This window comes from Paenibacillus sp. ATY16, assembly GCF_003399985.2.
Taxonomy (GTDB): Bacteria; Bacillota; Bacilli; order Paenibacillales; family Paenibacillaceae; genus Pristimantibacillus; species Pristimantibacillus glycanilyticus.
Genome location: NZ_NMOK02000020.1, coordinates 1 through 12,765 on the forward strand (window position 1 = coordinate 1; position 12,765 = coordinate 12,765).

The 12,765-nt window shown below is 49.6% G+C and carries 15 protein-coding genes, 1 rRNA gene and 1 riboswitch; of the genes, 14 read left to right on the forward strand and 2 right to left on the reverse strand.

The annotated features are described in order from the left end of the window. Positions 1 to 48: 48 nt before the first annotated feature. Positions 49 to 165 (forward strand): 5S ribosomal RNA (rrf, locus tag CFI03_RS11365). 51 nt (positions 166 to 216) lie between these two features. Here rrf and CFI03_RS11370 read toward each other — a convergent pair. Beyond that, positions 217 to 747: a transposase gene (locus CFI03_RS11370; protein WP_201008810.1), complete on the reverse strand. Its 531-nt coding sequence runs from the start codon at positions 745 to 747 to the stop codon at positions 217 to 219. Between the two features lie 175 nt (positions 748 to 922). Here CFI03_RS11370 and CFI03_RS11375 point away from each other — a divergent pair, with 175 nt between their 5' ends. From CFI03_RS11375 to rsmI, 10 genes are all read left to right on the forward strand, one after another. Continuing rightward, positions 923 to 1,114, forward strand: coding sequence for a sigma factor G inhibitor Gin (locus tag CFI03_RS11375; RefSeq protein WP_127497050.1), 192 nt, complete (start codon positions 923 to 925; stop codon positions 1,112 to 1,114). A gap of 90 nt (positions 1,115 to 1,204) precedes the next feature. Next, positions 1,205 to 2,677 carry an aminotransferase class I/II-fold pyridoxal phosphate-dependent enzyme gene (locus CFI03_RS11380; RefSeq protein ID WP_248757484.1) on the forward strand — a complete coding sequence of 491 codons (1,473 nt, stop codon included), beginning with the start codon at positions 1,205 to 1,207 and terminating at the stop codon, positions 2,675 to 2,677. A gap of 110 nt (positions 2,678 to 2,787) precedes the next feature. Further along, positions 2,788 to 3,441, forward strand: a complete 654-nt coding sequence (tmk, locus tag CFI03_RS11385) for a dTMP kinase (RefSeq protein WP_201008808.1) — start codon at positions 2,788 to 2,790, stop codon at positions 3,439 to 3,441. A gap of 59 nt (positions 3,442 to 3,500) precedes the next feature. Then, entirely contained in the window at positions 3,501 to 3,830 is a 330-nt protein-coding gene (locus CFI03_RS11390; protein ID WP_012772016.1) for a cyclic-di-AMP receptor, read from the forward strand. 16 nt (positions 3,831 to 3,846) lie between these two features. After that, positions 3,847 to 4,290, forward strand: a complete 444-nt coding sequence (locus CFI03_RS11395; protein WP_127497044.1) for a YaaR family protein — start codon at positions 3,847 to 3,849, stop codon at positions 4,288 to 4,290. 15 nt (positions 4,291 to 4,305) lie between these two features. Further along, positions 4,306 to 5,283 carry a DNA polymerase III subunit delta' gene (holB, locus tag CFI03_RS11400; protein ID WP_127497042.1) on the forward strand — a complete coding sequence of 326 codons (978 nt, stop codon included), beginning with the start codon at positions 4,306 to 4,308 and terminating at the stop codon, positions 5,281 to 5,283. Positions 5,284 to 5,287: 4 nt separating this feature from the next. Beyond that, positions 5,288 to 6,097: a PSP1 domain-containing protein gene (locus tag CFI03_RS11405; RefSeq protein WP_127497040.1), complete on the forward strand. Its 810-nt coding sequence runs from the start codon at positions 5,288 to 5,290 to the stop codon at positions 6,095 to 6,097. Between the two features lie 32 nt (positions 6,098 to 6,129). Continuing rightward, on the forward strand, positions 6,130 to 6,546 hold the full coding sequence (locus CFI03_RS11410; protein ID WP_201008806.1) for an initiation-control protein YabA: 417 nt from the start codon (positions 6,130 to 6,132) through the stop codon (positions 6,544 to 6,546). Between the two features lie 116 nt (positions 6,547 to 6,662). After that, positions 6,663 to 7,313, forward strand: coding sequence for a tRNA1(Val) (adenine(37)-N6)-methyltransferase (locus CFI03_RS11415; RefSeq protein ID WP_236013587.1), 651 nt, complete (start codon positions 6,663 to 6,665; stop codon positions 7,311 to 7,313). 30 nt (positions 7,314 to 7,343) lie between these two features. After that, positions 7,344 to 8,231, forward strand: coding sequence for a 16S rRNA (cytidine(1402)-2'-O)-methyltransferase (gene rsmI, locus CFI03_RS11420; RefSeq protein WP_248757485.1), 888 nt, complete (start codon positions 7,344 to 7,346; stop codon positions 8,229 to 8,231). A gap of 122 nt (positions 8,232 to 8,353) precedes the next feature. On the opposite strand, the gene CFI03_RS11425 is transcribed toward rsmI, so the two are convergent. Then, positions 8,354 to 8,608, reverse strand: coding sequence for an AbrB/MazE/SpoVT family DNA-binding domain-containing protein (locus tag CFI03_RS11425; protein WP_012772023.1), 255 nt, complete (start codon positions 8,606 to 8,608; stop codon positions 8,354 to 8,356). A gap of 284 nt (positions 8,609 to 8,892) precedes the next feature. Here CFI03_RS11425 and CFI03_RS11430 point away from each other — a divergent pair, with 284 nt between their 5' ends. The 3 genes from CFI03_RS11430 (at position 8,893) to CFI03_RS11440 (ending at position 12,761) form a co-directional block, all read left to right on the forward strand. After that, positions 8,893 to 10,188, forward strand: a complete 1,296-nt coding sequence (locus CFI03_RS11430; protein ID WP_201008804.1) for an HD domain-containing protein — start codon at positions 8,893 to 8,895, stop codon at positions 10,186 to 10,188. Between the two features lie 28 nt (positions 10,189 to 10,216). Continuing rightward, positions 10,217 to 10,990: a TatD family hydrolase gene (locus CFI03_RS11435; RefSeq protein ID WP_127497030.1), complete on the forward strand. Its 774-nt coding sequence runs from the start codon at positions 10,217 to 10,219 to the stop codon at positions 10,988 to 10,990. A gap of 183 nt (positions 10,991 to 11,173) precedes the next feature. Next, a riboswitch (cyclic di-AMP (ydaO/yuaA leader) is annotated at positions 11,174 to 11,383 on the forward strand. Between the two features lie 244 nt (positions 11,384 to 11,627). Further along, positions 11,628 to 12,761 (forward strand): ubiquitin-like domain-containing protein, encoded by a 1,134-nt coding sequence (locus tag CFI03_RS11440; protein ID WP_248757486.1) that lies wholly within the window; start codon positions 11,628 to 11,630, stop codon positions 12,759 to 12,761. The last annotated feature ends 4 nt before the right edge of the window (positions 12,762 to 12,765 follow it).

Below are 12,765 nucleotides of genomic sequence, written 5' to 3' on the forward strand. Positions count from 1 at the left end.
CGCATCCAGTTTTCAAGGCGCAAGCTTTGAATAAGCCAAGAGCTTACGTTTGGTGGCGATGGCGGAGGGGAACCACGCGTTCCCATACCGAACACGACCGTTAAGCCCTCCAGCGCCGATGGTACTTGGACCGCAGGGTCCTGGGAGAGTAGGACGTCGCCAAGCAATGAAGAACCTGCCGCATTTCGCGGCAGGTTTTTTGTTTTGTCCCGGTATTTATTGATGATAATAAGAGGCTTCGTTTTTTTGGAGGCGGAGAATGCCGTCTTTACGCTGCTTGCGGAAGGCAAGAGATAAGAGCATGCGAGGGACGATAAGCCATAAATGCCAGCAGAGGATGCTGATCAAGAGGGACGGCTGGATCCATGGATACATAACCGCAACTGCGCAGAGGCCAATCCAGAAGAGGTGGCGGTGTACGCGGCGGTATAGGGCAAGGCGGATATCGTTGGCGGGCTTAAAGCCGAACCATGGAGGCGTAATTCCCCAAACCCAGCGCCGGTCTACGGCATCGTCAACGCGTATAAAGGCAAGCAGTAGAATAACAAGATGAATGACTTGCACGATAGCAAAACCAAGGAGCCAACTGAACAAGCCGTCCATGCGGTACATCAGCAGCTGGAAGGCCAGCAGGATGACTGCAATGAGGATATGGCTTTGGACTAGCTCAGGGCGAATGACTTTCCTCCGGACAAGCTTATATTGATAGATCGTGGCCGCTTGCTGTTCCAATAAGGATTGACGCATATTGTACTTCCCTTCTTCGTTACTCAGGTAGTATATCGGCAGTTTTGGATTCACCAATTAGGCGGATGCTGCATACGATATAGAAATATTTGAAATGGGCTATGAAACAAGTATAAACCGCTAGAATATATGCCATAATAATAGCTATATAGGATGACAGAAAGGCGGGATGGGTATGTCGGAGGAACGCGCGCTTCATTGCATTATATGCGGGGAGCATAAAGCAGAGGGTGAAGGTATCCGCATCGTGTCTGAGTTTATTTGCGAGTCATGCGAATCCGAGATGGTTCGAACAGACGTTAAGGACGCCAAGTACCCTTTCTTTATTCATCAAATGAAACAGATTTTTATTGAGAAAAACGCCTGAGCGGAGTCCTTCTAATAGGATGCCGCTCTTTTTTTGTGCCTAAATCCGTTACAATAGACGAATAATAGATAGAAGGGATGCTTTTAGACCATGAACCGTTCGCACGCCCCTTTGTTCGAAGCATTAGTACAGCATTATGAGACGGAGCCGGTTGGATTTCACGTACCAGGGCACGGATATGGGCATATATATGAGCAGGAACAAAACAAAGCAATGAATTGGCTGTCCTGCATGATGAAGCTGGATGTGACGGAACTGTCCTCTACCGATGATCTGCATCATCCGGAGGCATCCATAGCGGAAGCGCAGAGGCTTGCAGCGCAATGCTTCGGGGCCGATGAGACCTTTTTTCTCGTAGGGGGAAGCACATCCGGAAATCTGGCGATGATCCTTGGAGTATACGAGCCTGGCGATCTCATGATCGTTCAGCGTAATGTCCATAAGTCAGTCCTTAACGGATTAAAGCTAGCAGGGGTGAGAGCGGTATTTGTCACGCCTAGAATGGATGAGGAAACGGGATTGCCAACAACCCCATCATTAGAGAGCATAGAACAAGCGCTTAAGCTGTATCCCGAAGCTAAAGCCGTAATGCTGACCAATCCCAATTATTACGGCATGACTGCAAATCTGACGAGCTATGCGGAGCTCATACACGGCTATAATAGTATGCTGCTTGTAGACGAAGCGCATGGCGCGCATTACGGATTACATCCTTCATTTCCCGAGTCGGCTATTCAGGCCGGTGCGGACGCGGTTGTACAGTCTACTCATAAGACGCTGTCCGCCTTAACGATGGGAGCAATGCTTCATCTGAAGGGGGACCGGATTCCAAGAGAATCGATAAAAGAAGTACTAGCCGAGATTCAGAGTTCAAGTCCGTCTTTTCCGATTATGGCATCCCTTGATGTTGCGCGCGTTATGGTAGACCGGTATGGGGCAGCATGGTTTGAACCGGGAGTTGCTTCCGTACAGGCATTCCGGTCTTGGGTAGAGCAGGAGGAAGGGGCCTTGAAGGTACTCCCGTCCAATCAAAGCTCGGAAGCCTACGATAACTTGGATCCGTTAAGAGTTGTTTTATGGGATCGTACAGGGACCGTCACCGGCTTTGAACTGCAAAAGCTGTTGGAGGAGCAGGGCTGCTGGGCGGAGATGGCGGATATCAAGCATGTAGTATTGGTGTGGGGATGCCGGACAGGAGATGACGCTAGGTTAAAGCTTCAGGCTGCCTGCAAACAGATCGAACACATCATCAGAAACAGCTCCATCAAGAGCGTAAGAGTTTCAACAAGTTCCTATCCGGGTATTGGTTCCTCAACTCCGCTGAAGCCGGTAGAATGGAGCCGGAAAAAGAGGGAGCAGCTAAGGCTGCCGTTGGTAGAGTCAGAGGGCTATGAGGTCGCGGAAATGGTTGTACCTTATCCTCCGGGGATACCGATTCTTTACCCGGGAGAAGTGTTGACCAAAGAGATGATAGGGTATATTTCGACATTAGCCGAGACTGGAGCCAAGTTTCAGGGAGCGGTCGACAGCAGGATGCAGACAATTGCCGTATATTCGCGTTAATTAGGTTAAAATAAGTAGTACAAGGGTATTCGCTTTGTTAGAACTTTGTTAAAATATATACTATACACAACTATAGTGTTGAGTAGCCTAAGGTTAGGAGCCATACGAGGTTGAATAAGGGAATCTTTATTACCATAGAAGGCGGCGAAGGTGCCGGCAAAACAACACTGATTGAGCAGCTCGCGCATACGATGCAGCAGCGGGGCAAAACCGTCATTACGACCCGCGAGCCAGGCGGCATCCCGATTGCGGAGCAGATCCGTTCCGTTATCCTGGACCGTAACCACACGGGAATGGATGCGCGCACGGAAGCCTTGCTGTATGCGGCATCAAGACGCCAGCATTTGGTCGAGAAGGTTATGCCGGCGCTTGCGGACGGTCAGATTGTCATCTGCGACCGTTTCGTGGACAGCAGCCTCGCTTATCAGGGCCATGCCAGAGGACTGGGCATGGAGGAGGTATGGTCGATCAACCGTTTTGCGGTGGATGGAGCCATGCCTCAGCTTACGATTTACATGGATATCGATCCGGAGGTTGGATTAGCCCGGATCAGAGCCGCAGGCGAACGCGAAGTCAACCGCCTGGACCTGGAGTCGCTTGCTTTTCACCAGCTAGTGCGGGAAGGCTATAGGAAGCTGCTAGAGCAGTTTCCGGAGCGGATCGTGAAGGTTGATGCGGGAAAAGCGGCAAATGCTGTACTGGAAGAAGTTATTTTGACGATTGACCGCAGATTTAAAGGATTTTTCGCAGCCGATGTGCAATAAACAACGTAGGAATGACTTCGTGCCTGTTCTATTAACCTAACCAATTGGGAGGAATGAGGATGAAATTAGTCATTGCGATTGTACAAGATAAGGACAGCAACCGTTTGTCGAATGCTCTTGTGAAGGATGGCTTCCGCGCTACCAAGCTTGCAAGTACGGGGGGATTCCTTCGCGCAGGCAATACAACGTTTATGATTGGTATAGAAGATGAGCGTGTTCACGAGGTACTGCAAGTGATCAGTTCGAACTGCAAGGTGAGAGATCAGCTGGTTACGCCTGTTTCACCGATTGGCGGTTCGACCGATTCGTACATTCCTTTCCCTGTAGAGGTGCAAGTAGGGGGAGCGGCGGTATTCGTCGTACCTGTTGAGCGTTTCGAACATTTCTGATTGGACGTGAATAGCGATGAAAATCGATCAAAGCTGGCGTCCGCTCGGCCAGAACCGTGCAGGCGGAGATACGGCGACGAAGCCGGCTCCTGCCAGAAGCTTCTCTGACGCCCTGGTACAGCAGGATGCCATGCGGACGCAGGAGCAGCTGCAGCAGAAGCTTACGGAAATTCATAATCAAGGCGAGCGTCTGGCCAGAACGATGACGGTCCGTGAGCTGAAGATGTACCGGCAGATGGTGAAGCGGTTTCTGGAGGATACCGTCAAACGCGGGATCGGGCTGAAGGAGCTGCGCGGTTTTGATCGAAGAGGCCGGACCAAGCGATACAAGCTGCTCGATGAAATTGATTCGGCGCTGGTATCCATGGCAGAGGAGCTGCTGGAGACGGAACAAGGCAGACTCGAGCTGCTTGGCCGGATCGGAGAAATTCGCGGACTTCTAATTAATTTATTGTTTTAGAAAGGGTAAGCAGCAATGAGCATGGAACAAGTAGCCGGCCAATGGAAAGCGAAGCGAATATTAAAGCATGCGCTGCAGAGCGACAAGGTTTCGCATGCTTATTTGTTCTACGGCCCTTCCGGTACAGGAAGAAAGGCTATGGCCAGAGCCTTCGCCAAGGCACTCTTTTGCACGTCTGGCGGGGATGACGCCTGTGATCATTGCCTGGAATGCCGTAAATTCGAGAATGGGAATCAGCCGGATCTGCTGACCATTACGCCGGATGGGCAATCCATCAAGATTGATCAAATACGCGAGCTCCAGCGCGAGCTTGCTTACCGGGGAAGCGGTACTTCACGGAAGGTATATATTGTCGAACGCGCGGAGACAATGACCCTTCAGGCAGCGAATAGTCTGCTTAAATTTTTGGAGGAGCCGCTTTCTCCTATTGTTGCCATACTAATTACGGATAATGGACAAGCCGTGCTTCCAACCATTCGTTCAAGGGCGCAGTGGGTGCCGTTCCTGCCATTCTCGGCAAACGAAATGCTGCAGTCTCTGGTTAACGAGGGAGCACCGCCGACTCTGGCCCGCGCAGCCGTTCAATTGAGCTCCGGACTTGATGGTGCTAGAGAGATTATCCAACAGAATCAGTTTGCAGAAATCAGAAACGTAGTGATACAATTAGGGAAGGAGAGTCTGACCCGATTCACCGCGGGAATGCTCACCGCCCAGCAGCAATTTTTCAAAACGGACCTTGCGGGTGAAACGCAGCTCATGCTGTCGTTACTTGTATTATGGTTCAAAGACATGATTCAATTTCAGGCCGGAAGGCAGGAAAGTATTGTTTATATAGATCAGTTGGACTGGATTGGCAAGCATGCGTTTAACCGCCCGATCGAGAGCTGGATTGCTTGTATCGAGCACACGCTTGAAGCGGGTAAAAAAATACGTTCCAACGTATCTCCGCAGCTTGCTGTCGAGCAACTATTGGTAAACCTACAGGAGGGCTAAATCCTTGTATAACGTTGTCGGTGTCCGCTTTAAGAAAGCGGGCAAGATTTATTACTTTGATCCAGCCCTGCACCCCGTGGACAAGGACCAGCATGTAATTGTCGAAACGGCCAGGGGGATCGAATACGGTAAAGTCGTGGTCGGACAGAAAGAAGTCGGTGAAGAAGACGTTGTCCTTCCGCTGAAGAAAGTGATCCGGATTGCCAGCGAGGTAGATGCGAAGGTCGTGGAGGAGAACCGTGCCGCCGCGAAGAACGCTTTTGCCACCTGCTTGGACAAGATAAGAGATCATCAGCTCAGGATGAAGCTGGTTGATGTGGAATTCACGTTCGACCGGAACAAAATCATTTTCTATTTTACGGCTGAAGGAAGGGTCGACTTCCGGGAGTTGGTAAAAGATTTGGCCAGTGTGTTCCGTACGCGTATCGAGCTTAGGCAAATCGGCGTACGCGACGAAGCGAAAATGCTTGGGGGCATCGGGCCATGCGGGCGTGTATTATGCTGCTCTTCTTGGCTCGGGGATTTCGAACCGGTATCCATCAAGATGGCCAAGGATCAGAACTTATCGCTAAATCCTACGAAGATCTCGGGGTTATGCGGCCGTCTTATGTGCTGCTTGAAATATGAGCATGACAATTACGAAAGCGTGCGGGAGGAGCTTCCTTCCGTTGGCAAAATCGTCGTCACGTCTTATGGCGAAGGCAAAGTAACGGGCATCAACGCTTCCACGAAGTCTGTGTACGTGCAGTTGTTCGATGTGTCGGGTAAACCGAAGGAGCTGCCGCTCGACGATGTGGTTGTGAAGGAAAATTGAACGACTACGTTTGAAAGCTCTGGGGTGAAAGCTTGGAGAACAAAGAAATCTTTAATCAAATGGATGAATTAGAAAGCCGGATGGGTGATTTCCATGTTCATCTGGGCGTTTTGAAGCAGCGTGTGAAAGAACTGCTGGAGGAAAATCAGCAGCTAAGCATGGAAAACGAACAGCTGCGCAAAATATTGAAAAGAGAGACGTCGCCGAAGCCAAAGTCGACTGCAAGCCGCCAAGGGGGACAAGCTGTCCAGCCTGCCCGCCGGGAGGTTGCAGTGCATGCGGAGGAAGATACGGTTCACGATACATCGCAGCAAGCCGGTCTCGTCGGTGAGGCGCATGATAATTTGGCTAGGCTGTATCACGAAGGATTCCACATCTGCAACGTATATTACGGGCATTTGAGGACAGAAGGAGATTGCTTGTTCTGCTTATCCTTCCTTAATAAATAATAGAACATTGCAAGTATACCGTCCTTGTCTATGAAGGGCGGTATCTTTATGTCAGGGGAGTTAGGTCAAAGGTGCGGGAAGTAAGACTGGAACCAAATGAACGAATTGATGATCTGATGACGGAGACGGGTCTCCATATCATCCAAAGCCGGGAAGTATTCAGCTTCTCCCTGGATGCGGTGCTGCTGTCGAAGTTCGCTACCATTCCGAAGCGCGGACGAATTCTTGATCTCTGCACGGGAAACGGGGTAATCCCGATGCTGCTGACGACCAGGACCGATGCGAGGATCGATGCGGTTGAGATTCAGCCAAGACTGGCGGACATGGCAAGGCGCAGCGTAGCGATGAATAACCTGTCGGAGCAGGTTTCTATTATAGAGGCGGATCTGAAAATATTCATGAAAGAAGCCGGCAATGGTATTTATGACGCCGTAACGGTCAATCCTCCATACATGGCGGTAAAAGCAGGCGACTCCAACGAGAATGATCATTACGCAATCGCCCGTCATGAAATACATTGCACGCTGGATGATGTCGTTCATGCCTGCGCAAGGCTTGTCCGTTCGGGAGGAAAGGTGGCTATGGTTCACCGTCCTTCGCGGTTTATCGATATTATGGAGACGATGCGGAAATACCGTCTTGAGCCCAAGCGCGTGCAGTTCATCCATCCCAATGCGCAAGGGGAGGCCAATATGGTATTAATAGAGGCGATACGCGACGGCAAGCCGGAGCTTAGGCTGCTGCCGCCGGTCTTTGTATACGAATAAACAATATTACGGACGGGAGGGAGCAAGGCAATGATACAAATTCAAAAAAGCTTTAAAGATCAAGCGGATAACGATTATGGTATCCTATATTTGGTAGGTACTCCGATTGGCAATCTGGAGGATATGACCTACCGGGCAATCCGGACTTTAAAAGAAGTGCAGCTTATTGCCGCTGAAGATACAAGGCAGACACGCAAGCTGCTTACGCATTTCGAAATAGCCACCAGATTGGTCAGCTATCATGAGCATAATAAGCAGGCTAGCGGAAGCGAGCTTATCCGTCTATTAATAGAAGGACAGTCTATTGCGCTTGTCAGCGATGCAGGCTTGCCTGCCGTCAGTGATCCAGGGGCTGACCTTGTTAAAGATGCCGTGGAAGCGGGTATAAAGGTAGTGCCAATACCGGGAGCGAATGCGGCCTTATCGGCGCTGATCATATCGGGACTCCCGACCGACAGGTTCATGTTCACGGGATTTCCCCCAAGGGATAAAAAGCCGCTTGCCGAATGGCTGACCCGTCTATCCCGTCAAGAAGGGACGCTTATGATGTATGAATCTCCCCATCGCCTGAAAAAGACGCTGGACGCGATGCTGGAACACTGGGGCGATCGGCGGATTGCGATGGTTAGGGAGCTTACTAAGCGCCATGAAGAGGCTGCGCGCGGAAGCATATCGGAATGTCTTGCTTTTCTTGAGGAGAATCCTCCCCTGGGAGAGTACTGCCTTATTATTGAAGGGGCAGCTGCAGGATCGGGGGATGCGGGAGATAACGGAGAGATTTGGTGGACAACACTTGGGCTTGAAGAGCATGTCGCCCATTACGAGACTGAAGGCATCGACCGCAAAGAAGCCATTAAAAAAGCGGCCCAAGACCGTGGCCTGCCAAAGAGGGAAGTCTATAACGCAGTTAATCGATAGATTACTGCGTTATTCGGGCAAAAAAAGACCTTCCTGGCCGGGTTCTAGCACAGGAAGGCATCAAGGAGTATAAAAAGGTTAGAATTAACAAGTTGGTGTATTTCTATTATAACCTATATTTCTTATTTTGTCACAGGAGAAGGCATCTCAGATAAACAAATATGGCAAACAATTTTGCCTTTGAAGTAGGATACGTTTTCCGCATTGCCGCAGAAGATACATGCAGGCTCGTATTTCTTAAGCATAATACGCTCGCCGTCTACATAGATCTCCAGAGCATCTTTCTCGCCAATACCAAGGGTACGGCGCAATTCGATTGGAATAACAACACGACCCAATTCGTCGACTTTACGTACAATACCAGTAGATTTCATCATGATTTTGTTTCTCCTCTCAGGAAATTACATTTCGTCACTATTCGACATAGTTTTTCTTTTTATGGCTACTATAATACCAACGATTCCCATAATAGTCAACCGAGAAAGTCTTTAATAGAGCTTACTAGACCTATATTTACGGGAATTTGACTCTATAGCAAGGTCATATTAATCTTACTATAGAATACAACAGCTTCGACAATTTGGAAACTATATTACGACAGTATTCGACATTCTACCAGAGTTTTGTGTCGAAACCATGAACAAAGGGGTTGAAAGGGCGAGTGAATCAGCAGCTGACCGAAGAGAAGGTTTTTAAGGATCCGGTGCACAAATATATTTACGTGCAGGATCAGACGGTGTGGGATTTGATCAACACGAAGGAGTTTCAGAGGCTTAGACGAATTCGCCAGCTTGGAACCTCTTATTTGACGTTTCATGGCGCAGAACACAGCCGATTCTCCCACTCCTTAGGGGTTTATGAAATAACGAGGAAAATCATCTCTCAATTCGAGCGTAACGAGTATCCGGGTTGGCCGGCGGAGGAAAGATTGCTGGCTCTCTGCGCCGCGCTTCTGCACGACGTTGGCCATGGGCCTTTTTCTCATTCGCTGGAGCAGGTATTCGACACTCATCATGAGCAATGGACCTGTGCGATTTTGCTGGAGGATACGGAAGTTAACCGCGTGCTGCGCCGCGTATCGGAGGATTTCCCGGAGAAGGTAGCCTCGGTAATCAGTAAGACGTACCCGAACCCGATCGTTGTAAGCCTGATTTCCAGCCAGATGGATGCGGACCGAATGGACTATCTGCTGCGCGATGCTTATTTTACGGGAGTCAACTACGGCAACTTCGACCTGGAGCGGATTTTGCGCGTCCTGCGTCCCGTTCAGGGCAAGATTGTCGTAAAGGAAAGCGGGATGCATGCCATCGAGCATTACTTAATGTCCCGTTACCAGATGTATTGGCAAATTTATTTCCATCCGGTTACCCGGAGCTCGGAGATTATACTCAGGCAGATCACCCGCCGGGCCAAGGAGCTGTACGACAGCGGCTACACCTTTTCGTGGATGCCGGGACCCATTAACAAGCTGCTTGACGGCAGCATTACGGTACCGGATTATTTGAAGCTGGACGAGGCCTACATGCAGACGATCTTCTCGTTATGGACCGAAGAGAAGGATGCATTGCTCGCCGGGTTGTGCGACCGGTTCCTCAATCGCCAGCTCTACAAATACATTACGCTTGATGATCCGGGGGATTCTTTATTGGAAGAAGCGGCTCTGGAGTTCATCGCGATCGGTCTTAACCCGGACTACCATATGGAAATCGATTTCCCGTTTGACCAGCCTTACGACATTTATCGCCCCGATGCGAAAAAAGGCGGGAAAGAGGATAAAGCGCCGATTTTGCTGCTTAACGAAGATAACACCTTAAGCGAAATATCGGTGAAATCCGACATTGTACGATCCATCAGCGGACTGCATCAAGGCCAGTATCATATTTATTACCCGATCGAGCCCCTGCTCGCCGCTGCTGACCGGCTAAGCCCGGCTGTCCGGGAATTATTCAAAATTTAACTCTATATAGAAGGAGCTTGCAGCTAAGATGATATCTTTATTCGACACGCATACCCACCTGGACTCTCCGCAATTCGACAACGACCGTGCCGAAGTTATCGAAAGGGCGCGTGCTGCCGGTGTCGATTTAATGATCAATATCGGTTTCAACCGCGAAACAATTCCAACGACGATGGAGCTTGCGGAAAAATACGATTTTATTTACGCAGCAGTTGGATGGCATCCGGTGGACAGCGTTTTCATGGAGCCGGGGGATCTGGAATGGATCGAGCAGCTTTGTGCCCATCCGAAGGTTGTAGCCATAGGGGAAATCGGTCTTGATTACCACTGGGATACCTCTCCGAAGGATGTGCAGCACCGGGTATTCCGGGATCAAATTCGCCTAGCCAGGAAGCTGGGTAAGCCGATTGTCATCCATAACCGGGATGCGCATGAGGACATTGTTCGTATTCTGAGGGAAGAGAAAGCGTCTGAAGTCGGAGGGGTTATGCACTGCTACTCCGGCAGCTGGGAAACGGCAAAAATGTGCCTCGATATGAACTTCTATATTTCGTTCGGCGGACCCGTCACTTTCAAAAATGCAAGGGTGCCAAAAGAGGTGCTTGCGAACGTTCCGCTTGACCGTCTTCTTATCGAAACGGACTCCCCTTATTTGTCTCCACATCCATTTAGAGGGAAGAGAAATGAGAGCTCGTATGTGTCCCTGGTCGCAGAGGCTGCAGCGGAAATAACAGGAAAATCCAAGGAAGAAATCGCAGTTATTACAAGCGCAAACGGTAAAAAATGTTTTGGTATTGTTTAAAAACGGATTAAAACCGCTGAAATAAGGACTATAGCGGCGATAAAACTCTTTTTACTTGTTGGAATCGCCGATATTTGCCTTCAGAATCCTAAAATTTCGTTAAAATCGTCTTTTAACGCATCTTTACAATTCTGTGGTCAGGAATGTATGATTTTTCTCAGAGCTTTAACTTTTGTATTGGATTTCCAGTTTGCGCTTAATCTCCGAAAGCCGGAGAGCGGGGGAACCAACGACAGCGGATGCATAATTAAGACGTCTTGAAGCATCGTGCTGCGTATGAATTCTTCAGGGGTGAATTTTGCGGCGATTGCCATGAGCATTCGTTCCGCGGATAGGGCAGCTCTCTCGCCCGAACCCGTCAGCTAACCTCGTAAGCGATTATAGAGAGCGATCAACCTCGTGTATTCACCTTTTCCTGAATGTTTGATTACCCAGGAAGCCACGATCAGATCCTCTGTCGAAGGCTTCTTTTTATTTTCGATTTTGCTACTTCGGAAATAGTCTTTACAGGGTAAATCTTGGAGGTGGGAGGCCGTAACACTGGAGCGTGCTCGTCACGCCAATATACTTAATAGTCGCGTCAATAGTATCATGCGTAACAGTTTGGCGGCGGGGCTATGAAGGAGGACCGATAGAAGTGGGCATGATCCAAGCTAAGGAGACCCATGGGAAGCGATCATCCAGCATGACTTTCGCAATGCGATGGAAGCATGAAAATTTGCGTTTGATTGTTCTGAGTGCAATTATCTCAATCGCTATGACTTTCATGTTTTTGGTGTTGTTGTACGGATCGGCTGATAAGAGCGTATCCGTAGTAGTGAACGGACAAGAAACTGTTGTTAAAACAAAACAATGGGTCCTGCAACGCCTACTGGATGAACAAGCTATAACGGTTGGACCCTATGACGAGGTATCTCATCCTCTGAATGCGTCCATCAAAGACGGAGACCGCATCGAAATCAAGTACGCGGTTCCGGTTACCGTAAAGGCAGATGGCAAAACATCGACGGTGTACACGACAGAGAAAACAGTACAGGCGGCGATCGGGAAATTAAATATTCCTGTCCGCGATCAAGATAAAGTTATCCCGTCTCTCGATACTCAGATTTCGAAGGCAATGACGGTGACCGTTACCCGCATCGATACCAAGGTAGCAGAGAATGAACGGACTTTGCCGTTCTCGATCGTAAAGAAACAAGATCCTACCCTCGAGAAAGGGAAGGAGAAGCTGGTGCAATCCGGAAAGAATGGCGTCGTTATCGAGCGCGTGGAGAAAAAGTACGAGAACGGTGTTCTTGTCTCCTCCAAGCTGGTCGACAAGGTCGTTCAGAAGCATACGGTCAGTCAGGTCGTAGCGGTCGGATCGAAGAAGGACGTACATACGCTCTCGGCTGCGAGCACGGGCTCCTATACAAAGAGCGGCGTAACGTTTAAGGCAAAGAAGATTCTCAAGAATGTCACTTTAACCGCCTATTCGGCAGGCGTAGCTTCTACGGGCAAGGATGAGAGTCATCCGGGATACGGCATTACGGCTTCCGGCGCGAAGGTGAAGGAAGGCCGTACGATCGCGGTGGATCCGGATGTTATTCCAATCGGCTGGTGGGTGTACATCGAAGGCATTGGCTTCCGCAGAGCGGAGGATACGGGCAGCGCCATCAATGGCAACAAGATCGACGTTTACTTTGACAGCACAAGCTATGCCAATAAGTTCGGCCGGAAAAAAGGGTATACCGTATACGTGCTTGGACCAACCAAGCCAACCGCGAGCTAATGGC

Bases quoted from the DNA above. Each gene is read 5' to 3' on its own strand.
- CFI03_RS11370 (WP_201008810.1), bottom strand. From the start codon at position 747: ATGCGTCAATCCTTATTGGAACAGCAAGCGGCCACGATCTATCAATAT.
- CFI03_RS11375 (WP_127497050.1), top strand. From the start codon at position 923: ATGTCGGAGGAACGCGCGCTTCATTGCATTATATGCGGGGAGCATAAA.
- CFI03_RS11380 (WP_248757484.1), top strand. From the start codon at position 1,205: ATGAACCGTTCGCACGCCCCTTTGTTCGAAGCATTAGTACAGCATTAT.
- CFI03_RS11390 (WP_012772016.1), top strand. From the start codon at position 3,501: ATGAAATTAGTCATTGCGATTGTACAAGATAAGGACAGCAACCGTTTG.
- CFI03_RS11395 (WP_127497044.1), top strand. From the start codon at position 3,847: ATGAAAATCGATCAAAGCTGGCGTCCGCTCGGCCAGAACCGTGCAGGC.
- holB (WP_127497042.1), top strand. From the start codon at position 4,306: ATGAGCATGGAACAAGTAGCCGGCCAATGGAAAGCGAAGCGAATATTA.
- CFI03_RS11415 (WP_236013587.1), top strand. From the start codon at position 6,663: ATGACGGAGACGGGTCTCCATATCATCCAAAGCCGGGAAGTATTCAGC.
- rsmI (WP_248757485.1), top strand. From the start codon at position 7,344: ATGATACAAATTCAAAAAAGCTTTAAAGATCAAGCGGATAACGATTAT.
- CFI03_RS11425 (WP_012772023.1), bottom strand. From the start codon at position 8,608: ATGATGAAATCTACTGGTATTGTACGTAAAGTCGACGAATTGGGTCGT.
- CFI03_RS11435 (WP_127497030.1), top strand. From the start codon at position 10,217: ATGATATCTTTATTCGACACGCATACCCACCTGGACTCTCCGCAATTC.